The sequence below is a fragment of the Flavobacterium sp. UBA7682 genome (assembly GCF_002482945.1).
Taxonomy (GTDB): domain Bacteria; phylum Bacteroidota; class Bacteroidia; order Flavobacteriales; family Flavobacteriaceae; genus Flavobacterium.
This window is the reverse complement of record NZ_DLGY01000026.1, coordinates 97,059-118,528: the sequence shown is the minus strand read 5'-3', so window position 1 is coordinate 118,528 and position 21,470 is coordinate 97,059. Positions and strand designations below refer to the sequence as shown.

Below are 21,470 nucleotides of genomic sequence, written 5' to 3'. Positions count from 1 at the left end.
AAGCGGTAATTTCTCATTTTGTACAGGGTAAATTTACTAAATATCTTTTTTAACTAACACATAAAAATCATTGTCCAAAACCATATAACCTTGGTCATAAACAAAATGGTAAGTGTTTCCGGTTTTTGTGCTCAAAATATTGGTCAGATAATCAAAGTCGAACCCTTTGGTAAGTAGTTTGGTTTTTGTTGTTTTCGTCTTGCCTTCCACATTCAGCTCCGAAAGGATACGATAATTTTTGCGCAACTTGTTGTTAATGTTTCGCATATAATTGGTGCTGTCCTTGTTGATTTTGTTGTTGTAAGCATTGCGACAGCCATCACTACAGAACTTTTTGTCCTCGCGACCGACAATCTTTTCGCCACATTCTAAACAGTTTTTATGCATACGAATCCTTTTTAATGGAACATTATTTCAATTTTTTAATCTGATATAAATCGTGTCTTCTGTCTTTTAGAATTCGGACACTTCCGTGTTCATGGAGTTTTTTCAGCAAATCCAAATCAACATCCACAATCAAAGTCATTTCGGTATTTGGCGTGGCTTCTGCTTTTATTCCATTACTTGGAAAAGCAAAATCAGAAGGTGTAAAAACGGCTGTTTGCGCATATTGGATGTCCATGTTGTTTACTTTGGGTAAATTCCCAACGCATCCCGCTATCGCTACATAACATTCATTTTCGATGGCTCGGGCTTGTGCGCAAAGTTTTACACGAGTATAGCCGTTTTGGGTATCGGTTAGGAACGGAACAAATAAAATTTCCATGCCTTGGTCTGACATTAATCGGGATAATTCAGGAAATTCAACATCATAACAAATCATAATTCCAATTTTTCCGCAATCGGTATCAAAGGTTTTGATTTCGGATCCGCCTTTCATTCCCCAATATTGCACTTCGTTTGGCGTGATGTGAATTTTAGTGTACATTTCAAATGTTCCGTCTCTTTTGCACAAAAATCCAACATTGTACAAAACGCCATCTTCTAAATAAGGCATGCTTCCTGTAATGATGTTGATGTTGTATGAAATGGCGAATTCTTGAAATCTTTTGCGAATCGGCTCACTGTAATTGGCAATTTCTCGGATAGCATCTGCTTCCGATAAATGATTGAAATCGGCCATCAAAGGTGCGATGAAGAGCTCCGGGAAAAGTGCAAAATCACTTCCGTAACCAGAAACAACGTCTATAAAAAATTCAGATTGTTCGAAAAGTGCTTCCAAATTGGCTAGCGGACGCATTTGCCATTGTACTAAACCAATCCGAATAACACTTTTTCTGGTGTTGATTAGTTTGGGACTTTTATCATAATAGATATTGTTCCATTCGAGTAAAACGGCAAATTCCTTTGAGCTTTTATCTCCTTCGAGATAATTTCGCATGATTTTGATTACGTGAAAATCATTGCTCAGTTGAAAGGAAAGTACGGGATCATAAATTTCTTTTTGGCGTACTTTATCGATATATATTTTTGGCGTAATCTCTTCGGAATATTTAGTGTAATTGGGAATTCGGCCTGCAAACATAATGGCTTTTAGGTTCAATTGTTCGCATAACTCTTTTCGGGTATCATATAAACGACGACCGAGGCGTAAACCTCTGTATTTTGGATGAATGAAAACATCAATACCATACAATACATCACCCAAAGGATCGTGCGTTGAAAAAGTATAGTTCCCAGTAATGTCAGCATAATTGTGTGTGCTGTTGGCCGTGTCTTCATTTACAATTAATGAAAGCGCAGAACCTACCACTTTGCCATCAACTAAAATCACTAATTGCCCTTCGGGGAAAATAGTCAAAAGTTTGTTGATATGATGTTCTTTCCAATAGGCGTTTTCCAACTCGCTATAGGCTTCCATCATTGATTTTTTTAATTCTTTGTAATCTTCGATGCGTAAATTTCGCAGTTCAACTTTGTTTATTTCAGTTTGCATAAAAACCTAATTTTGATAAAGGTAGGTAAATTAATTCCCGTTTACAAACGTTTACAAACAATTACAACCGAAAGTAAACGGTAAGAAACCGACTAATTTTTTCTAACCGTCACAACTTTGCCTTGTTGATTTGAAACAACAGTCAACACGAGAAGTAATTTTAACAATAACATTTAAATTTTAAACGCCATGAATGCAATGAAAAACAGAGTACAGTTAATTGGTCACGTAGGACAAGAACCGGAAGTAAAAACTTTTGACGGAGGAAAAAAAGTAGCTAATATTACTATCGCCACGAATGATTATTACACCAACGACAAAGGTGAAAAAGTAGAAAATACCGAATGGCACAAAGTAGTTGCTTGGGGCAAAACTGCCGAAATCATTGAGAAGTATGTAACCAAAGGCAAAGAAATTGCTATAGAAGGTAAATTAACCCACAGGAGTTATGACGACAAAGACGGTACCAAACGTTATGTTAGCGAAGTGGTTGTAAATGACATTTTGTTGTTAGGTAAATAACATTTTACAGTCACTTAGTTAAAACGGCAAAGTCTATACTTTGCCGTTTTTTATTTAGAATTTCGTAATAATTTAACTCAATAAATATAAAGTTGTCAACACGAAAACGTTTTCGGTGTCTATTTGAAAATAGAGAAGTAACGATTGTCCAATAATTTAATTACATTTATTTCGGTCAATTTGTCAAACAAACCAAAAACATGAAAAAATTAAAATTAATGTTGATTTTAATTACGGCTTTATTTGTCGTTGATTTTGGTTTGGCACAAGTGGGAATTAACACTTCAAATCCATTAAGTACTTTAGATATTAATGGGAATCTATCGGTTAAAACTATTACTCTTACTGGAAGTGGTTCGGCAACTTTAATTAGTGATGGGGTGTATATTTCTATTGCTCCGCAAGCAACGGATCAGGAGTTTAGATTGCCAAGTGCGGTAGCTTTTCCGGGTAGAGTTTACATTATCAGAAATATTCAAAATTCGATTACGGCCAAGTTAACTTCAGCCGTTGGTTTGTTATTTCCAAAAGGGTCCACTGTAGGGAGTGCCGATATTTATATGTTTGAAGGCAGTAAAAGAAGTATAATTGTAATTAGTGATGGTGCTAATTGGACCTATTTTGACTAAATAAAAAAACCTTCAATGTTGAAGGCTTTTTATTTTATTCAGTTTTTTAATCAAATCAAACATCGGACACCTTTTGCATCTTTTGTCTTCTGACTTTTTATATTTTTCACAACAATCAGACTTGCAGTTTTCTGCAATCTTGTGTGTTTTAAGGAGTAGTTTTTTGTGCTTTTTATCCTTTTCTTTGGTCTTATTTTTTTCTTTCTTGCCCACCTTTTCTACATTTATAATAAGTACGTGTTAAACCGGATTACGGTTTTGTGTTCAAAGAAACAGAGCTGGTTACAACCAATTGCTGAATATCACGGTCAAATAAGTATAAACCACCGCGGTCTTCACCAATTAAATTGATTTTGTCTAAAATGGTTTTGGCTTGTGCTTCTTCTTCTATTTGCTCAGCCACATACCATTGCAAGAAATTATGAGTCGCATAATCTTTTTCGCCTAAAGTGATATGGACCAATTCGTTAATTGAATTTGAAACAAACAATTCGTGTTGGTACAATTCTTCAAACATTTCTTTGAATGTCCCGAACTTTGTTTTTGGGGCTTTTAGTTCCGTGATGGTAGCATGCGATCCTCTTTCGTTAACATATTTAACGAGCTTTAACATGTGTTGGCGTTCTTCGTCAGATTGACCGTACATGAATTGAGCAACACCTTCAAGTCCTTGTACTTCAGCCCAACAAGCCATAGACAAATAAATTTGTGATGATTCCGCTTCAATGCGTATTTGATTATTAAGTGCGTTTTCGATATTAGCTTGTAACATGATATTTTTTTTGTAAAGTTAGAAAATTATTCGTTTAACAACTCTTGAAGTAAAGTTAAAAATTGTCCAACATGATAGCCATCAGCCAATCCGTGATGAACATGAACAGCAATTGCCATTGTTTTTTTACCATTTTCTTCCGCCATTTTGCCAAAAGAAATTTTCGGGCAACTGTCCGGCCAAGTATAACTTCTTGCGTGTGAATAAGAAGTAAAATCAATCCAAGGCACGGCTGAAAAATGAATCAAATTGTTTTCAAAATCACGAGTGATTAATCCGGTAGTGTTTTGAATTCGCTCAATTTCTTTTCTTGTGATTTCGGCAAATTCATTTATGTCTTCAGCATATTCCATTAAGGAAAAACCAAAAGTTTTGTCTTCGCGTAAAATGGTAGCAGAGGCATCAATTCTGTCAAAAACATACACTTCATTATCAATAATTCGGTAACGGAAATTTTCTACAGCATTGACTCCAATTAATGTTTTATGCAAATAATAGGTGAAAAATGAAACACCTAATTTCTTAGCATTCGTATAAGCTTTGGAACAATCCACTCTAGTGGTGATACCAAAAAAAGGTTCTTCCATTTGTTTAAAGAATAGAAAATGCTCTTTTCGATTCCAAGTCTCTAGTTCAAGTTTGTGCTTCATGGATGAAGATAATTATTTCAGCTTAACTAATTCTGAGTGTTTTAATCAGCGAATTTGCGGTGATTTTATTTTAATAAAATTGGCAAAACCTCAGTAATTTTTTCCAAAGCGGTAAAGTTAGGATGTTCTACTTTGTGGCTGATTTTTTCATGTTCCCAAGTCGTGTGAAACGGAATATGCACCGCATAACCGCCAATGCCTAACACTGGTAAAACATCTGATTTAAGAGAATTGCCAATCATAAAAAACTCATCTGCTTTGATTTCCAAACGCTTTAACAAATCTTCATAATCTTTTTCTTTTTTATCCGACATCACTTCGATATGGTGAAAATAATGGCCTAAACCGGAGTTGTGTAATTTTCTCCGTTGGTCCAATAAATCGCCTTTGGTTGCCACAACTAATTTGTATTTTCCGTTTAAAGCCGCCAAAGTTTCTTCTACACCATCCAATAATTCGATAGGTTTTTGAAGCAATTCTTTACCGTATTCCGTAATCTTTTCAATAGTTTCGATCGAAATGGTATTGTTCGAAATTTTCATCGCGGCTTCAATCATCGAAAGGATATAGCCTTTGATTCCGTAACCGTATAATTCTAAATTGGCGATTTCGGTTTTAAACAATTCCTGTGACAAACCTTGATGCGACAAATAATCGCTCATCAAAGCACAGAATTTCTCTTCCGTTTCTTGAAAATACGGTTCGTTGACAAACAAAGTGTCATCGGCGTCGAAAGCGATTACTTTTAGGTTCATGTATTAGTCATTGAATTTATAAAACGAATAAGTTTTGGTTTCTTTATCGAAACCGGCATAGAACAAAGCCGAATTAAATTTGAATACAACAGGAGAACTTAAATTCTCTTTTGTTTCTGAAAATTCTCTTAATTTATCAAAAGCGGTTTTTTTAACATTGCCTTCAAGATGATTGAAATTATTGTCAAACAAACAATTGATGTAAACTACTTTTCGTCCTTTATAGGAATTCAAGTTATTCATAGAATAATTAGAAGAAATAGCACTTCCAATCAATGCGCCGGTAAATCCGCCAAGTAAAGCACCATACATTGCCGCATTGTTTTCTACCAAAGAAACACCACCAATAACCATATACAAATTATCATTGGCTGAAAAAATGGATAGGGATGGATTTAAGTCATTTATTTTGCGTATCAACTGACTGGATTTGTCTAAAACTCTTTTGCTTTTAACATTGCCATTTTCCTGATAGATGTCGGAGTTTTTAAAAGTAATTTCTTGACTATTGATGAGAAATTGCTTTTTTTCCAGACCTTCCATGTCTTTTACAGACAATTTCATGAAGCTTGAATTGATTTTTGTCTGAACAATTTTGTCCTGAAGAAAAAAGGAGTTTGAATCATAGCTATAACCAGTCGATTGTCCGTTTTCATCTATTATGCGCTGATCTTCAGGAAAATTGGGTTGCGTAAACATTTTTGTGGAAGCCGAAAAATCATCTAGATCAATAGTGAAAGTTTGTGTAAATCTTCTGTTGTTGTCTAATGTAAACAGCAATTTATTCCCTAAAACATAAATCTTGCGTTTGTTAGCGCTGAAAGCTAATGAAGCAGGCGATTCATTTGAAATTGTTTGAAATGAATAAGGCATTTCATAATTTGTTGAGCTGGAAACAATTTCCCATAAGGTTGTGATTTTGTCTTCTCTGTCAAGAAATCTTTTTGCTGTTAAGTCGACAGTTTTTTTAGTAAGATTTCCGTCTTTTAAGATGTAGAAATTCAATATACCCGTACTTTTTACAATGGTAATCATGTAAAAAATATTGTTGACAGTAATCTGCTTTATGATTTTTTCTTTGGCAAGAGGGATATTCACGGGTTTAGAATTGGCTTTTTTAGCATCATAATCGAAACATTGAGACAGCATTTCTTTACCGTTTGAATTGGACCAATAAACGTAATATTGATTTCCGGATATGCTATAACCAACGATATCATCATAATCTTTTGATGGACTTTCAGAGGCAATCGAATCGATTACGCTAAAATTTTCATCAAATCGAACAGAATGCACCTTGTTTTTGTCACTAAAAAACAATGAAACTTGCTTTTTGTTTTCTTCCACAATCTGGAAAACATCTGATTTTTTATTGATGCTTAAACTTGTATTTTTTATCATTTCTTGTGAAAAAGAATGAAAGCCAATTAGGCAAATAAGTGTTAAAAAGGATTTTCTCATGTTTTTGTTTTGGAATTAACTAATCAAAGCGCCATTATCCACACCATCAGCATCAGGATTGACAAAAACCAATTTGCCTTCAGCGTTATTTGTCATCAAAATCATGCCCTGACTTTCCACGCCGCGCAACGCTCTTGGTGCCAAATTCACTAAAACCGTAACGCGTTTTCCCACGACTTCTTCTGGCGAAAAATGTTCTGCAATTCCTGAAACTATAGTGCGAACATCAATTCCGGTATCGACTTTTAGTACCAAAAGTTTATTGGCTTTCGGCATTTTTTCAGCTTCCAAAATCGTTCCGACACGCAAATCTAATTTGGAGAAATCTTCAAAGGTTGTCGTTGGTTTTTGTGGTTCTGTTACTTGGTTTTCCATAACATTCGCTTTTTTAGTCGCTTCGAGTTTGTCTATTTGTTTTTGGATTTCGGCATCTTCAATTTGGGCAAATAATATTTCGGCTTCGCCAATTTGATGTCCGGCCGGAATTAATTCGGAAGTTTCTGCAACCGAATTCCAGCTCAAGCTTTCCAATTTTAAAATCTTCGATAATTTATTTGACGTAAAAGGTAAAAATGGTTCAGCCAAAACTTGTAAAGCCGCCGCAATTTGCAACGCCACATACATTTGAGTTTGCACGCGTTCCGGATTGGTTTTAACCATTTTCCAAGGTTCTTCGTCGGCTAAATATTTATTTCCGAGACGAGCGACATTCATCAATTCACCTTGCGCTTCTCTAAAACGGTAACGCTCAATCGAACTCGAAATCACCGCAGGATAGGCTTTTAATTCGGCTAAAGTTTGTTCGTCAACATCACTAAATTCATTTGGCGAAGGAACAATGCCGGTGTAATATTTATTGGTTAAAACGACTACACGATTGATGAAGTTGCCAAAAATCGCTGCCAGTTCGTTGTTATTTCTCGCCTGAAAATCTTTCCAGGTAAAGTCGTTGTCTTTGGTTTCCGGAGCGTTTGCGGTTAATGCGTAACGCAACACATCTTGTTTTTCAGGGAAATCGATTAAGTATTCATGCAACCAAACCGCCCAGTTTTTAGAAGTTGATAATTTATTGCCTTCCAAATTCAAGAATTCATTTGCGGGAACATTATCGGGTAAAATAAAACTGCCTTCGGCTTTCAACATCGCCGGAAAAATGATACAATGGAAAACGATATTGTCTTTTCCGATGAAATGAACCAATTTAGTGTCTTCTTTTTTCCAATAATCTTCCCAGTTTTTGCCTTCGCGCGCTGCCCATTCTTTGGTGGAAGAAATGTAGCCAATCGGTGCGTCAAACCAAACGTATAGTTTTTTGCCTTCTGCGCCTTCAACAGGAACATCAATTCCCCAATCTAAGTCACGCGTTACGGCACGAGGTTTTAAGCCATCGTCTAACCAAGATTTCACTTGTCCGAGAACATTGGTTTTCCAATCTTTGGCGTGTCCAACCAAAATCCATTCTTTTAAGAAATCATCATAACGATCCAAAGGTAAAAACCAGTGTTTGGTCGATTTCAAAATCGGTGTTTCTCCTGTGATGGTTGATTTCGGATTGATTAAATCTGTTGCGTTTAAAGTCGAGCCACAACGTTCACATTGGTCGCCATAAGCTTCCGGATTTTCACATTTCGGACAGGTTCCGGTTACGAAACGGTCGGCTAAAAATTGGTCCGCTTTGGCATCATATAATTGCTCGGTTACTTCTTCGATGAAGTCACCATTGTCGTATAGTTTTCTGAAAAATTCAGACGCAGTATCGTGGTGAATTTTAGAAGACGTTCTCGAATAATTGTCAAATGAAATTCCGAAATCAATAAAAGACTGACGAATAATGCCGTCGTATTTGTCGATTACCTGCTGTGGCGTGATGCCTTCCTTTTTCGCTTTCATCGAAATGGCAACGCCGTGTTCGTCGCTTCCGCAAATAAAAGCCACATCTTTTCCTTGTAATCTTAAATAGCGCGCGTAAATGTCTGAAGGCACATAAACTCCGGCCAAATGACCGATGTGAATTGGTCCATTAGTATAAGGCAAAGCGGCCGTAATGGTATATCTTTTTGGATTTTCTAACATATTCTTTTAAATAGAGAGCAAAAATAACTTTTTAGCCACGAAATCTCGAATTAATTTTGGGATTTGTTTACTTTTGGTACAGCCAATTTACAATCATTTTTGATTCATGCGAATCCTTTTAATCTTAGTTTCACTAATTACATTTTCTTCTTATTCCCAAAAAAAGATGATTACACCACCATATCTCCAAAAAGGCGACACGATTGCCATCGTTTCTACAGCGCGAAAAAACATTGATGACAACCTAAAACCGACGATTGATATGCTTGAAGGTTGGGGTTTGAAAGTCAAAATCGGGAACACCATTGGTTTGGATTATTACCAGTTGGCCGGAACTGACGAACAACGAACAGCTGATTTTCAAGCGCAAATGGACAATCCGAATATCAAAGCGATTTGGTGTGTTCGCGGCGGTTATGGCACGGTGAAAATCATTGATCAGTTAGACTTTACTAAGTTCAAGCAAAACCCAAAATGGATTATCGGTTTTAGTGACGTTACTGTTTTACACAGTCATTTGAACCGAATGGGAATTGAATCTTTGCATGCGATTATGCCGGTCAGTGTGGCGCGAGCGACTGATGAAGCAAAAAACTCCCTTTGTACCGCATTGTTTGGCGAAAAATTACAATACACTTTAGATTGCGACGCTTTGAATCATTCAGGCAAAGCCAAAGGCGAATTGGTTGGTGGAAATCTTTCAATTTTGTACAGTTTGTTAGGCTCTGAATCAGCGATTGATTGTAACGATAAAATTCTTTTCATTGAAGATTTAGACGAATATTTATACCATATCGACCGAATGATGATGAACCTTAAACGAAACGGATGTTTGAGCAGTTTGAAAGGAATCATTGTTGGTGGCATGACCGACATGAAAGACAACGAAATTCCATGGGGAAGAAACGCTTTGGAAATTATTGAAGACAAGGTAAAAGGATTAAATATTCCAATCATTTATAACTTTCCGGCCGGACATATCAGAGACAATCGTGCGCTAATTTTTGGCAGACAAGTTTCGATGGAAGTAACGGCTGAAAAAAGTAAAGTGGTTTTTGAATAGACATCCTAGACTACTTAGAAGGTTAGATTGTTTGAAAATCTAAGAAGTCTAATCGGTCTAAAAATCTAAAAATCTGAAAATGGCAGAACACAATCAACTAGGAAAATTTGGGGAAGAATTGGCGGTAGCATTTCTGCAAAAGAAAGGCTATTCCATTTTGGAAACCAATTGGACTTTTCAAAAAGCTGAGATTGATATCATTGCCCAAAAGGAAGGTATTTTAGCCGTTGTTGAGGTAAAAACGCGTTCTTCCATTGAGTTTGGCTTGCCACAAGATTTTGTTAAACCTAAGAAAATCCAATTGTTGATTAAAGCCGTAAATGAATATGTAACGTCTAATGATTTAGATGTTGCTGTACGGTTTGATATTATTGCCATTTTTAAAGAAAACAGCGATTATAAAATTGAGCATATTGAAGATGCTTTTTATCATTTCTAGATAGATTAATCTTAATAAACGGTTTTACAATTTCTGTAAATTTCATATAAACAAATCCTAAATTTCAGAATAAAAAATAGTTTTGAATTGAATTTCAATAACTTTACAAAAAAATAACATTTACAAGCTATGAAAAAAGTTTTACTGTTTGCTGCATTTTTGATCTCTGTTTCAATTATTGCACAAAGTAAAGTAGCGGAAAAAGTAACCAACTTACAAAAATCAAATACTGATTTTAAGAGAGTTTCTGTTTTGTCGACTACTCAAAATACCATCAACGCTGAGGTCAACAAAGTGGTTGAAGGTGCTACATTGGCCGCTTTAGATTTGACGAAAGTCAATGAAGTTGTCAACAATAGATACAATACCATTGAATTAGAAATTCCCTACCAAAACCAAACCATTTCAGTTTTGTTATACCAATCTAATCCGTTGGCGGAAGGGTTTCATGTAGATACTGATAAAGGTAAAAACATTCCATACGAAAAAGGCGTTTATTACCGCGGAATTATAAACGGGAATACCAATTCAGTTTCGGCATTTAATTTCTTTAACGGAGAGTTTAACGGTATAATTTCGAGCTCGGAATTAGGTAATTTAGTAATTGGAAAATTAGACAAACCTAACAATCAGACTGAATACATTGTTTATTCGGATGCTAAAATGAAGGTGTTGAATCAGTTTGGATGTAACACTAAAGAAGAAGGAGTAACTGTAAACACGAACAATGAGACCAATAGAGATGTAAACACTGAAAAATGTGTTACTTTTTATTACGAGGTAGATTACAATTTGTATTTAAATAATGGTAGCAATGTTACCACTACTACTAATTGGATGACTTCTGTATCGAATAATGTTCAAACATTATTTGAATTTGATGGAATTTCAACAGCCTTAAAATCCATTTTTGTTTGGACAGAAACAGATCCTTACAACGGAATTTCAACATCCTCCGGGGATTATTTAAGTTCGTTTCGTAGTACAAGAACAGTTTTTGATGGTGATGTGGGACATTTAATTGGTGTTGACCCGGGTTCATTAGGCGGAGTTGCTTATTTAAACACTTTATGTACACAAAGTAATTATGCCTATTCTGATGTGAATTTCGCTTATTTAACGGTGCCAACTTATTCTTGGACGGTACAAGTAATTACCCATGAATTTGGACATTCACTCGGATCACCTCATACGCACCGTTGTTCATGGAATGGAAACAATACCGCTATTGACGGTTGCGGACAACAAGCAGGATTTACGGAAGGCAGTTGTCCACAAGGTCCAATTCCGGTACCGGAAGAAAAAGGAACAATTATGAGTTATTGTCACTTAATTTCAGGAGTCGGGATTAGCTTTAACAATGGTTTTGGCCCACAACCGGCAGAATTATTGGTTAATAATATTGATAGTAAAGCCTGTTTAAGTGTAGATTGTATAAACACTTGTATCAATACCATTACTGACATAACAATAACTAATATCACTACCGATTCTGCTTTAATCACATGGAATGACATTGGATCTAATTCCAGTTGGCAAATTTCGGTTACCTCAACTTTAGCAGCTCCGGTTTGGAATACGGTTGATACAAATAGTTATAGTGTTTCAGGCTTGAATGTTAATTCATATTACAGAGTTAGAATTAGACCTTTATGTGATAATGTTACGCCTACCAGTAGGGAAAAAATATTTGCTACAAAATCACCCGATTATTGTAATAATGTTTTATTCACAGATTCAGGTGGAGCTTCCGGAAACTATTTAAACTTTGAATCTTGGACGAGAACGTTGACTCCTTCAAATCCGGGATTGAAATTACGAGTTACTTTCTCAAACTTTAACATTGAACAAAATTGGGATTACTTGTACATTTACAATGGTCCGGATGATACCTATCCAGATTTAACATTGGGCGGATTAACCGGTTCAGCATTGCCAAATCCTTTTAATTCAACAGCATCTGATGGTTCATTGACCTTTAAGTTTTATTCGGATGAAGGAACTGTTGCCTCGGGCTGGAATGCCACCGTTACTTGTACCGGAACTTTAGGGGAAGTAGATGCAGACTTTATAGATTACAGCTATTATCCAAATCCAACCAATGGAAATGTGACCATTAATTCTAAAGATCCAATTTCTGAAGTATTGGTTTATAATGTCCAAGGCCAATTGTTATTCAATCAAAAAATGAACGAAATGACGACCAATGTTGACATGTCATCCTTTGCTAACGGAACGTATTTCTTCAAGTTGAAAATCAGTGGTGTGGAAGCCAATTTCAAAATATTAAAAATGTAATTATTACAATTTATTATAAAAAGAAAGCCACTCGAATTGAGTGGCTTTTTTATTTTTTCATCAATTCCATAAACTCTAAAGCTCGGGAAATTGATTTTACGTTTTCAAATGTGAGTAATAATCGCAAACCATTTTTGGTTTCTTTCTCTTTCATTTTACAAATATTTCCGTGCTGTTGTACAAACTGTAACATGTGTCGGAATGGCTTCGAATTGTAATAAGCCGATTGTTGGTCAGAGACAAAATAGCCAATCAGTTTGCCTTGTTTCATCACAATTCTTTCGATTCCCATTTGTGTGGCAATCCATTTGATGCGAATGCTGTTTAAAAGGGCTTTGGCTTCTTTCGGCAATGGGCCAAAACGGTCAATCAACTTATTTTCGTAGGCAATTAATTCCTCTTCGTTTTTGATGGTGCCCAATTCATTGTACAAATTCAATCGCTCCGAAATGTTGTTGATGTATTCATCGGGGAAGAGCAGTTCAAAGTCGGTATCGATTTGTAAATCTTTGACGTACTCTTTGTTTTCGTCTTCGTTTTCATCTTGGTACAAGTCTTTGAATTCGTTTTCTTTCAACTCTTCAATGGCTTCGTTCATGATTTTTTGATAGGTTTCAAAACCGATTTCGTTGATAAAACCACTTTGTTCTCCGCCCAATAAATCTCCGGCACCGCGAATCTCTAAATCCTTCATCGCAATATTAAAACCACTTCCCAATTCGCTGAATTGTTCCAAAGCCTGAATCCTTTTTCGGGCATCATCGGTCATGGCAGAATACGGTGGACAAATAAAATAACAAAATGCTTTTTTATTACTTCTTCCAACTCTTCCACGCATTTGATGCAAATCAGACAGCCCAAAATTATTGGCATTATTGATGAAAATCGTATTGGCATTCGGCACATCCAAACCACTTTCGATAATCGTTGTGGCAACCAAAACATCAAAATCACCATTCATAAATCCGAGCATCAACTCTTCCAACTTCGTGCCTTCCATTTGGCCGTGACCAATACCAACGCGGGCATCGGGAACGAGTCGCTGAATCATACCGGCAATTTCCTTGATGTTTTCAATTCGGTTGTTGATGAAAAAGACTTGGCCATTTCTTTGAATTTCATACGAAATCGCATCGCGAATCAACTCTTCATTAAAGCCAACAACCTGCGATTCGATTGGATAACGATTCGGCGGCGGCGTTGTAATAACCGATAAATCTCGAGCAGCCATCAACGAAAACTGCAAAGTTCTCGGAATTGGTGTTGCAGTTAGGGTTAAAGTATCTACGTTAGCCGCAATGGTTTTAAGCTTATCTTTTACGTTTACACCAAACTTTTGTTCTTCATCCACAATCAACAAACCTAAATCTTTAAACTGTACATTTTTGTTAACCAATTGGTGCGTGCCAATGATAATATCCAGTTTCCCGGAAGCCAATTCTTCTAAAGTTTGTGCTTTTTGTTTCGCCGTTCTGAATCTATTTAAGTAGCCAACTTTCACCGGCATTTCTTTTAATCTTTCTGTAAAAGTTCTATAATGTTGGTAAGCCAAAATAGTGGTTGGCACCAAAATCGCAACCTGTTTACTATTATCCACCGCCTTGAACGCTGCACGAATCGCCACTTCCGTTTTTCCAAAACCTACATCGCCACAAACCAATCGGTCCATTGGACGGTCTTTTTCCATATCGGCTTTGACGTCTTGCGTGGCCGTGATTTGGTCGGGTGTATCTTCGTAAATAAATGAGCTTTCTAATTCTTTTTGCAAATAACTATCGGGCGCAAACTGAAAGCCTTTTTCCAATCTTCGTTTGGCGTACAACTGAATTAAGTTGAACGCAATGTGTTTGACACGCGCTTTGGTTTTTTGTTTTAAAACTTTCCAAGCGTTCGAGCCGAGTTTGTATATCTTCGGCGGTGTGCCGTCTTTGCCGTTGTATTTAGAGATTTTATGCAGCGAATGGATACTAACGTAAACAATGTCGTTATCGGCATAAACGAGTTTAATGGCTTCTTGCGTTTTGCCTTCGACCTGAATTTTTTGCAAGCCACCAAACTTTCCAATTCCGTGATCAATATGCGTTACATAATCGCCTACGGATAATGAATTCAGTTCTTTCAGCGTCAAGGTTTGCTTTTTAGAGTAACCGTTTTTGATGGTAAATTTGTGGTAACGCTCAAAAATCTGGTGGTCGGTGTAACAAGCAATTTGGTTTTCTTCATCAATGAAACCTTGGTACAAAGATGAAACGATTGTATGGTATTGCTTGCGAATATTTTCGTGATTGGCTTCGTCTAAACTTTCAAAAATATCGTGAAAACGATTCGCCTGACCTTCATTGGCACAATACAAATAATTGGTATAACCGTTGAAATGATTGTCACTCAAATTATTCAACAACAAATCAAATTGCTTGTTAAACGAAGGTTGAGGTTGTATGTGGTATTCAAAAGTTTTAGTCGTTTTGAACAACGGTTTGTTCGATAATTCTATGATGGAAAAATCCAATGCTTTGCGCAAAAAACCTTCTTGGTTTAAGAACAAATGTTCCGGAGAAGCATGTTTGACGTCTTTTGATAATTTGTCAAAAGTTTCAATGGCTTTGCCAAAAAGCTTGTCCAATTGCCCGGTTAAAAACTCTGTATTCTCAATGCACAAAACGGTTTTATCACTGATGTAATCGAGGAAACTCTCGCGGTTTTCTTTGATGAATTTGTTTTCCAGATTTGGGATAATGGTAATCTTGGTTTGCTTTTCTACCGACAACTGAGTCGCGACATCAAACGTTCGAATGCTATCGACTTCATTCCCAAAAAACTCAATGCGATACGGATTGTCATTCGAAAAGGAGAACACATCTAAGATTCCGCCACGAACTGAAAACTCGCCCGGTTCGGTGATAAAATCTACGCGTTTGAATTCGTATTCAAATAAAACTTCGTTGATAAAATCGATGGAAACATTATCGCCAACGGAAACTTTTAAAGTGTTTTTGTCGAGTTCTTTTCGAGTAACCACTTTTTCAAAAAGTGCTTCGGGATACGTGACAATGACGGCCGGTTTTTTGCGGGAATTGATTCGGTTCAACACTTCGGAACGCAACAATACGTTGGCGTTGTCGGTTTCTTCAATTTGGTACGGACGACGATATGAACTCGGATAAAACAGTACGTCATTGGCACCAATCATTTGCTCCAAATCGTTTAAATAATAAGCCGCTTCTTCTTTTTCGTTGAGAATTAGTAGAAATGGTTTTTCGCTTTTCTTAAAAATAGCTTGAAAAACAAATGACAATGACGAACCCAAAAGTCCTTTTAACTGAATCTTAGCCAAAGGATTTTGCTTCGCCAGTTCGCTAACGCTCGTGTCAAGACTGTCTGCAATTTGTTTGACTTTCGCCGAATGGAGATAACTGTTATATAAAGAGTTTTGGCTCAAAGCTTATTGACGTGGTTTTAAATTTGGATCCGGAGTGGACGGAATGGCTCTGCTGGTGTCTAACATGCGCAACATGTCGCTTTCGCCATCTTCTATTTTGATGTTGCTTTTTCGGGTAATTTCATCGAGTTGGAACTGTAATGAAGCCACTTCGATATTGATTTCTTGCACCAATTTCACAATCTTAGCATCCGGAATTTGTTGCAAATTGATAAAAAGATTGATAGAATTAATTTTGGTGTTAATTGTGGCAATTCGGCTTTTAACTTCCGGTATAGCGAACTTCACAGGAATATTATTATTCAAGTCGGCTGCTTTTTTAGAAAGTGTTTTGGCTTTTGCTTTAAAAGCACCGATACTGCTTTTGGGTTTTTGTCCCAATTCGTTTAAAAACACGCGCCATTCGGCCCAATTGGTAGTGAGCGAACGAGCGGTTTCATTAGTAAGTTGGGTATTAAAATTCCACCCTTTATTAATGTTGTTAAAAATGACTTCTTGTTTCTTCGCTTCCTTTTCCTGTGCTAAGATGCGGATTTTTGGATCTTCTTGACAAGAGACCAAACACAACAGCATTAAAAGCAGGGCTGAAAAATAAATTTTCATTCGTTTGAATTTAAGTCGTAAAGGTACAAAGGTAAAAGGAAACTTCAGAATGAGATACTTAAAGGAATTATAATTTTGTTAAAAAAGAACGCCACTTTTAGTTAATGAAACATTTCTTAAAACTGTATCTTTGCCGGACACTCGAGCATAGTGACTGTATGGAACGAAGTGGAATAAAATACACACAAACTAAATGAGTACAAAAATCTTAATCATTGGCGCTTGCGGACAAATCGGAACCGAGTTGACCAAAAAACTGAGAAGTATTTACGGTGTTGACAATGTCATTGCTTCCGATATTCGAAAGCTGAATATTGATATCGTAAATGAAGGTATTTTTGAAGTAGTCAATGCTTTAGATTACAATCAAATTGAGCATTTAATTGAGCAATATCAAATTACCGATGTCTATTTGATGGCCGCTTTGCTTTCGGCGACAGCTGAAAAAAATCCGGCGTTTGCTTGGGATTTGAATATGAATTCACTTTTTCACGTTTTGAATTTAGCGAAGGCCAAAAAAATCCAAAAGATATTCTGGCCATCGAGCATTGCGGTTTTCGGACCCACAACGCCAAGGAACAATACGCCACAATACACTATCATGGAACCGACAACGGTTTACGGCATTAGCAAGCAAACCGGTGAAAGATGGTGTGAATATTACCATCATATTTATGGAGTTGACGTGAGAAGTATTCGTTATCCGGGATTAATCAGTTGGTCAACTGAACCGGGTGGCGGCACAACCGATTACGCAGTTGATATTTACCACAAAGCTTTGAAAGACGGTAAGTATGAATGTTTCCTTTCGGAAGATACGGCTTTGCCAATGATGTATATGGATGACGCAATTAGAGCGACTGTTGAAATTATGCAAGCACCGAGTGATAGTATCAAAATTAGATCTTCTTATAATTTAGCCGGCGTAAGTTTTACACCAAATGAAATCGCCGCTGAAATCAAAAATCACATACCTGATTTTACCATATCTTATAAACCTGATTTCCGTCAAAAGATTGCGGATAGTTGGCCGGCTTCTATTGATGACAGTGCCGCACAAAAGGACTGGAATTGGAAGCACAAATTTGATTTGGCTTCTATGACGGTCGAAATGTTAGAGAATCTTAAGTAAACAATACTATAAAGCAAAACGCTACCTTTTGGGTAGCGTTTTTTACAATAATAAAGTGAGTTACTATTGCACTATTGGATCTCTTAAAGATTCCAATACTGCAACGATGTCGGTATACAATTGTGTATTTGCCGCTACACCATTTTGATTGGCTGCTGCTCCAACATAACCAACAAATTTCGTGTAATTAGCATCGGTTGAAGTAGTACCCATTCTCGGGTTCATAGCCGGATTGTGAGCTGTCACCATATCCAAACCTGAATAAGTATTTACAGCATTTGTTCCACCGGTGTTGAAAGAGAAAAAGTCGGTAAGGTTGTCCACCAAAATAGCTAAGTTGGTCGTATTGCCTGCACCAACTTCTGTTAAAACCGGTGCGAAGTGCACGCCTAAATTACCGGAAGCACCGGCTTGAACATCGGCAACGATTAAACCTACTGTGGTGTTGACTACTTTGCGGTAGCTTAAACGACCTTGTTCAATCATTTGTCCCGGATTGTCAGGATCGGATACCATAGTAGTTCCGCCTAATCTTTCGTAGATTGATGGTGTTGCCGGTGGAGATGAATCATCGTCACTGCAAGAAGTGAATACTATCGCTCCGAAGACTAAAGCACTTAGTGCTAATTTTGAATACTTTTTCATAATGATATAATTTGAAGATTAATTAAAAATTCCTTGGATAAACTTGCTGAACTTGTATTTGAAACTGTCTTTTTTCATTACAGGACAAACTTGTTTGTTGGCTAAACTTGGCGGTAATAAAAAACGTTCTGCTTTGTAATCGCCTTTGGTCATTAATTCGTCGTACACTTTTTGGGAGTCGGCGATGGTGTTGTCGTGAAAATAGACTACCACATTTTCTTTGACAATGATGTCACTTTTAACGCCTTTGATACTGTGGAGTTTTTCTTTGATAGCAACAGTACTTAATGAATCAAATGGTTGGGCAAAATCGATACGACTGATTTGTATCGTTGCATTTTCTACCGGTCTGGCATTGGCGATATGATAAACCAAGATGCCGAAAAGCAGCACTACTACACCAAGTAGGCTCAATGCTATTCTCTTTACGGTTTTGTTAATTTTCATACTCTATTTGTTTTTTGTTTCCCTCATGTACGACGTGATTTCAATTTTGGTTTTATAAAAGCGAAAAAAAATTACTGTAGTGGTAATGTGAAGGCTATAAAATCAAAAAGCGCCACTTGTAGCAGTAGCGCTTTTCTTTAAACAAAAACAAAACTAACCTAACCTCTTAGTATGGGATGTAGTTGTCTTTTAGCTTGAAAAATACAAGCTGTCTCTTTATGCGGGAGCAAACAGGGCAAAGCAATAAGCCAAAAAAAGCAGCAGAAACAGTACTATAAACGCTATAGTGCCGAATAGTGCGTTGATTTTTTTGTTATTATCCATAATCGTAGCAATGGGATTCTTACCCTCATGTACGAGAAAAGGAAGGCTATGGATTTGAAGAAGGTAGAAAAACTATTTTTTTTCTTTTAATGTGGTGATGAGTTTGTCTTCGATAGGTGCTTTCACTTTTAAGACCTCGTCAATGTTGTCGTTAGGAATGGTCATCGAAAGGACGTAGTGTTTAATTTTCCATTGGCCATTGACCAAAACTAAAACGCCCGAACCGCGACAGATTTTCATTTGAGTATCCAACAATTCATCAAACCAAGCGGTTTTTTTATCGTTGCTGAAGTAAATATTTCTTTCTAAAGCGGTAAAATTCCATGCTTTTCCTTTGTCAAAATAAGGTTTGGCAAAGGCTTTAAAATCTGTTTTGTTCCAATTCTCGGTAGCATCGGTGCCAATGAAAATCGATTCTTCAGCCATGGCATCAAAATAGTCTTTGAAATTGGCTTCCGCTGCCGCTTTGTGCCAAGCGTCTAAAACTTTATTAATTTGTTCTTTCCCTTGTGCATTAACCAAGGAGAAACTAAAAGTGAAGACCAAAAGAAGCAGTATATTTTTCATCATCTTGTTTTTTAGACAGTTGTAATCAAAAGTAAATATACGATTTAGTGTTTATTTAGCCGATAACTTTTTGTAATTTTATAGGATGAATATACGGTTGGCTATGAAAAAACAACAATGGATTGGTGTTGTACTTGTCGTTTTAGTACTTGGGTTTTCTTTAACCGGATGGTATTGCGCCAAAAAGGATAATAAAGTGCTAAAAGTTTCGAGTAAATTTCAGCAGCAAGATTTTTCTTTGTCTTTTGACAGTACGCAAGTAGCTACTTTTTATGCCAAATATACTAAGTTGGTTTTGTATAAAACTCAAGTAGTAACACTGTATCAAAAAAGCCAATACAATTTTATTTGGTATGATAAAAAAGGGCGAAAAGAAACCGCCGAAGTGATTTACAATAAGATGAATAATCTTTTTGAAGAAGGCGTTCAAGCGAAAGTGCCTTACAAAGATATTTTGGATGGTTTGTTCCAAAAGACTTCATCGAAACCCAATGTGGATGTCGAATTGTTCCTGACCAATTATTATTTCTATTATACCAACAAAGTACTTCAGGGAATTGATGATACTAAAGTGGAAGAGTTAGGTTGGTATTTGCCTCGAAAAAAATTATCCTATGTTCAATATTTAGATTCTTTGTTGGTTGATCCAAAACTGATTGACAACAAAGAGCAACTGATAGGGCAATATTATAAACTGAAAACGGTATTGCAAAAATACAGAGCAATAGAACAAAACGGCGGTTGGACAGCTATTATAACTCCGGATGATTTCAAACAATTAAAACCGAATGACAGTTCCGACTTGGTAATGCAAATCAGAAGCCGATTGTTTTTGACGTCAGATATTGAAACTGATTCGAAGAGTGCTGTTTATGACGAATCTTTGCAACAAGCCATATTGAAGTACAAACAGCGCAACGGATTTTCAGCAGATAAGATTATTTTACCGAAACACATCGCCGAAATGAACGTGTCCATTAGCGACCGCATCAAAACCATTATGGTCAATATGGAACGCTGCCGTTGGATTTCGACCGATTTGACTAAAGCCAAAGAGTTTATCGTGGTGAATATTCCGTCCTATCGCCTGACTTATTTCAAGGAAGGAAAAGCCGCTTTGGTTTCGAATGTGGTGGTGGGAACGTCTTTAAATGAAACCGTGATTTTTAGCGGTATGATGAGTTATATTGTGTTTAGCCCGTATTGGAATGTACCGACCAGCATTAAGAATAAAGAAATTCTTCCGGCGATTAAAAAGAATCCGAATTATTTGGCCAAGCACAATATGGAGTGGAACGGCAATAACATCCGACAAAAACCGGGACCGAATAACTCCTTAGGTTTGGTGAAGTTTTTATTCCCGAATTCGAATAATATTTATTTACACGATACGCCGGCTAAGAGTTTGTTCAGCCAAGAAAAAAGGGCGTTCAGTCATGGATGTATTCGTGTGGAAAAACCCAAAGAACTGGCCAACTTGATTTTACAAGATGATCCCAATTGGACGCCCGAAAAAATTGATGCTGCCATGAGCGGCGGAAAAGAAAAGTGGCATACGTTGAAGAACCAAATCCCGGTGTATATTGGTTATTTTACCGCTTGGGTTGATGATGAAGGCACGATAAATTTCCACAAAGACATTTATGAAAGAGATAATGCTTTGGCGATGTTGTTGTTGGAGGAATAAGGAATAAGAGAAAAGGGATTAGGGATAA

Annotated in this window: 19 protein-coding genes; 7 read left to right on the top strand and 12 right to left on the bottom strand. The window is 36.7% G+C overall.

Annotated elements, in window-relative coordinates; all coding sequences use genetic code 11:
- Window positions 1-36: 36 nt before the first annotated feature.
- Together B3C16_RS06815 and B3C16_RS06810 are read right to left on the bottom strand one after the other, a co-directional pair.
- A complete protein-coding gene (locus B3C16_RS06815; RefSeq protein WP_121312309.1) occupies window positions 37-387 on the bottom strand; it encodes a DUF2116 family Zn-ribbon domain-containing protein in 351 nt (116 codons plus the stop codon).
- A 22-nt stretch (window positions 388-409) separates the two neighbouring features.
- Window positions 410-1,936: a bifunctional GNAT family N-acetyltransferase/carbon-nitrogen hydrolase family protein gene (locus B3C16_RS06810; RefSeq protein ID WP_121312310.1), complete on the bottom strand. Its 1,527-nt coding sequence runs from the start codon at window positions 1,934-1,936 to the stop codon at window positions 410-412.
- Window positions 1,937-2,125: 189 nt separating this feature from the next.
- Here B3C16_RS06810 and B3C16_RS06805 point away from each other — a divergent pair, with 189 nt between their 5' ends.
- Window positions 2,126-2,458, top strand: coding sequence for a single-stranded DNA-binding protein (locus B3C16_RS06805; RefSeq protein WP_121312311.1), 333 nt, complete (start codon window positions 2,126-2,128; stop codon window positions 2,456-2,458).
- Between the two features lie 200 nt (window positions 2,459-2,658).
- Window positions 2,659-3,087, top strand: a complete 429-nt coding sequence (locus tag B3C16_RS06800) for a hypothetical protein (RefSeq protein WP_291130189.1) — start codon at window positions 2,659-2,661, stop codon at window positions 3,085-3,087.
- Window positions 3,088-3,337: 250 nt separating this feature from the next.
- On the opposite strand, the gene B3C16_RS06790 is transcribed toward B3C16_RS06800, so the two are convergent.
- The 5 genes from B3C16_RS06790 to metG all read right to left on the bottom strand — a co-directional run bounded on the left by B3C16_RS06790 (window position 3,338) and on the right by metG (window position 8,798).
- Window positions 3,338-3,859 (bottom strand): ferritin, encoded by a 522-nt coding sequence (locus tag B3C16_RS06790; RefSeq protein WP_121312314.1) that lies wholly within the window; start codon window positions 3,857-3,859, stop codon window positions 3,338-3,340.
- A 26-nt stretch (window positions 3,860-3,885) separates the two neighbouring features.
- Complete coding sequence (locus B3C16_RS06785) at window positions 3,886-4,509, bottom strand: chloramphenicol acetyltransferase (protein WP_291130182.1); 624 nt, start codon at window positions 4,507-4,509, stop codon at window positions 3,886-3,888.
- 65 nt (window positions 4,510-4,574) lie between these two features.
- Window positions 4,575-5,264, bottom strand: coding sequence for an HAD family hydrolase (locus B3C16_RS06780; protein ID WP_121312316.1), 690 nt, complete (start codon window positions 5,262-5,264; stop codon window positions 4,575-4,577).
- A 3-nt stretch (window positions 5,265-5,267) separates the two neighbouring features.
- Window positions 5,268-6,725: a hypothetical protein gene (locus B3C16_RS06775; protein ID WP_291130178.1), complete on the bottom strand. Its 1,458-nt coding sequence runs from the start codon at window positions 6,723-6,725 to the stop codon at window positions 5,268-5,270.
- 15 nt (window positions 6,726-6,740) lie between these two features.
- On the bottom strand, window positions 6,741-8,798 hold the full coding sequence (metG, locus tag B3C16_RS06770; protein ID WP_291130174.1) for a methionine--tRNA ligase: 2,058 nt from the start codon (window positions 8,796-8,798) through the stop codon (window positions 6,741-6,743).
- A 166-nt stretch (window positions 8,799-8,964) separates the two neighbouring features.
- Between metG and B3C16_RS06765 the strand changes: the two genes are divergently transcribed.
- From B3C16_RS06765 to B3C16_RS06755, 3 genes are all read left to right on the top strand, one after another.
- The gene (locus B3C16_RS06765; protein ID WP_291130171.1) at window positions 8,965-9,861 is read left to right on the top strand and encodes a S66 peptidase family protein; all 897 of its coding nucleotides are present in this window, start codon (window positions 8,965-8,967) and stop codon (window positions 9,859-9,861) included.
- 79 nt (window positions 9,862-9,940) lie between these two features.
- Window positions 9,941-10,300, top strand: coding sequence for a YraN family protein (locus tag B3C16_RS06760; RefSeq protein WP_121312319.1), 360 nt, complete (start codon window positions 9,941-9,943; stop codon window positions 10,298-10,300).
- 129 nt (window positions 10,301-10,429) lie between these two features.
- The gene (locus B3C16_RS06755; RefSeq protein ID WP_291130166.1) at window positions 10,430-12,598 is read left to right on the top strand and encodes a M12 family metallo-peptidase; all 2,169 of its coding nucleotides are present in this window, start codon (window positions 10,430-10,432) and stop codon (window positions 12,596-12,598) included.
- 49 nt (window positions 12,599-12,647) lie between these two features.
- Here the strand turns inward: B3C16_RS06755 and mfd are convergent, their stop codons facing one another.
- Window positions 12,648-16,037 (bottom strand): transcription-repair coupling factor, encoded by a 3,390-nt coding sequence (gene mfd / locus B3C16_RS06750; RefSeq protein ID WP_414655259.1) that lies wholly within the window; start codon window positions 16,035-16,037, stop codon window positions 12,648-12,650.
- A gap of 3 nt (window positions 16,038-16,040) precedes the next feature.
- On the bottom strand, window positions 16,041-16,640 hold the full coding sequence (locus tag B3C16_RS06745; protein WP_291130163.1) for a hypothetical protein: 600 nt from the start codon (window positions 16,638-16,640) through the stop codon (window positions 16,041-16,043).
- Window positions 16,641-16,833: 193 nt separating this feature from the next.
- Between B3C16_RS06745 and B3C16_RS06740 the strand changes: the two genes are divergently transcribed.
- A complete protein-coding gene (locus B3C16_RS06740; protein WP_121312323.1) occupies window positions 16,834-17,772 on the top strand; it encodes an L-threonine 3-dehydrogenase in 939 nt (312 codons plus the stop codon).
- A 63-nt stretch (window positions 17,773-17,835) separates the two neighbouring features.
- Here B3C16_RS06740 and B3C16_RS06735 read toward each other — a convergent pair whose 3' ends face one another.
- The 3 genes from B3C16_RS06735 to B3C16_RS06725 all read right to left on the bottom strand — a co-directional run bounded on the left by B3C16_RS06735 (window position 17,836) and on the right by B3C16_RS06725 (window position 19,755).
- Complete coding sequence (locus tag B3C16_RS06735; RefSeq protein WP_291130160.1) at window positions 17,836-18,417, bottom strand: hypothetical protein; 582 nt, start codon at window positions 18,415-18,417, stop codon at window positions 17,836-17,838.
- Window positions 18,418-18,435: 18 nt separating this feature from the next.
- Entirely contained in the window at window positions 18,436-18,864 is a 429-nt protein-coding gene (locus tag B3C16_RS06730) for a hypothetical protein (protein WP_291130156.1), read from the bottom strand.
- Between the two features lie 396 nt (window positions 18,865-19,260).
- On the bottom strand, window positions 19,261-19,755 hold the full coding sequence (locus tag B3C16_RS06725; protein ID WP_414655258.1) for a nuclear transport factor 2 family protein: 495 nt from the start codon (window positions 19,753-19,755) through the stop codon (window positions 19,261-19,263).
- Window positions 19,756-19,858: 103 nt separating this feature from the next.
- Between B3C16_RS06725 and B3C16_RS06720 the strand changes: the two genes are divergently transcribed.
- Window positions 19,859-21,442 (top strand): L,D-transpeptidase family protein, encoded by a 1,584-nt coding sequence (locus tag B3C16_RS06720; protein ID WP_291130149.1) that lies wholly within the window; start codon window positions 19,859-19,861, stop codon window positions 21,440-21,442.
- Window positions 21,443-21,470 lie beyond the last annotated feature (28 nt).

Excerpts from the sequence above, each read along its gene's own strand:
- B3C16_RS06815 (WP_121312309.1), bottom strand. The coding sequence starts at position 387 with ATGCATAAAAACTGTTTAGAATGTGGCGAAAAGATTGTCGGTCGCGAG.
- B3C16_RS06810 (WP_121312310.1), bottom strand. The coding sequence starts at position 1,936 with ATGCAAACTGAAATAAACAAAGTTGAACTGCGAAATTTACGCATCGAA.
- B3C16_RS06805 (WP_121312311.1), top strand. The coding sequence starts at position 2,126 with ATGAATGCAATGAAAAACAGAGTACAGTTAATTGGTCACGTAGGACAA.
- B3C16_RS06800 (WP_291130189.1), top strand. The coding sequence starts at position 2,659 with ATGAAAAAATTAAAATTAATGTTGATTTTAATTACGGCTTTATTTGTC.
- B3C16_RS06790 (WP_121312314.1), bottom strand. The coding sequence starts at position 3,859 with ATGTTACAAGCTAATATCGAAAACGCACTTAATAATCAAATACGCATT.
- B3C16_RS06785 (WP_291130182.1), bottom strand. The coding sequence starts at position 4,509 with ATGAAGCACAAACTTGAACTAGAGACTTGGAATCGAAAAGAGCATTTT.
- B3C16_RS06780 (WP_121312316.1), bottom strand. The coding sequence starts at position 5,264 with ATGAACCTAAAAGTAATCGCTTTCGACGCCGATGACACTTTGTTTGTC.
- B3C16_RS06775 (WP_291130178.1), bottom strand. The coding sequence starts at position 6,725 with ATGAGAAAATCCTTTTTAACACTTATTTGCCTAATTGGCTTTCATTCT.
- metG (WP_291130174.1), bottom strand. The coding sequence starts at position 8,798 with ATGTTAGAAAATCCAAAAAGATATACCATTACGGCCGCTTTGCCTTAT.
- B3C16_RS06765 (WP_291130171.1), top strand. The coding sequence starts at position 8,965 with ATGATTACACCACCATATCTCCAAAAAGGCGACACGATTGCCATCGTT.
- B3C16_RS06760 (WP_121312319.1), top strand. The coding sequence starts at position 9,941 with ATGGCAGAACACAATCAACTAGGAAAATTTGGGGAAGAATTGGCGGTA.
- B3C16_RS06755 (WP_291130166.1), top strand. The coding sequence starts at position 10,430 with ATGAAAAAAGTTTTACTGTTTGCTGCATTTTTGATCTCTGTTTCAATT.
- B3C16_RS06745 (WP_291130163.1), bottom strand. The coding sequence starts at position 16,640 with ATGAAAATTTATTTTTCAGCCCTGCTTTTAATGCTGTTGTGTTTGGTC.
- B3C16_RS06740 (WP_121312323.1), top strand. The coding sequence starts at position 16,834 with ATGAGTACAAAAATCTTAATCATTGGCGCTTGCGGACAAATCGGAACC.
- B3C16_RS06735 (WP_291130160.1), bottom strand. The coding sequence starts at position 18,417 with ATGAAAAAGTATTCAAAATTAGCACTAAGTGCTTTAGTCTTCGGAGCG.
- B3C16_RS06730 (WP_291130156.1), bottom strand. The coding sequence starts at position 18,864 with ATGAAAATTAACAAAACCGTAAAGAGAATAGCATTGAGCCTACTTGGT.
- B3C16_RS06725 (WP_414655258.1), bottom strand. The coding sequence starts at position 19,755 with ATGAAAAATATACTGCTTCTTTTGGTCTTCACTTTTAGTTTCTCCTTG.
- B3C16_RS06720 (WP_291130149.1), top strand. The coding sequence starts at position 19,859 with ATGAAAAAACAACAATGGATTGGTGTTGTACTTGTCGTTTTAGTACTT.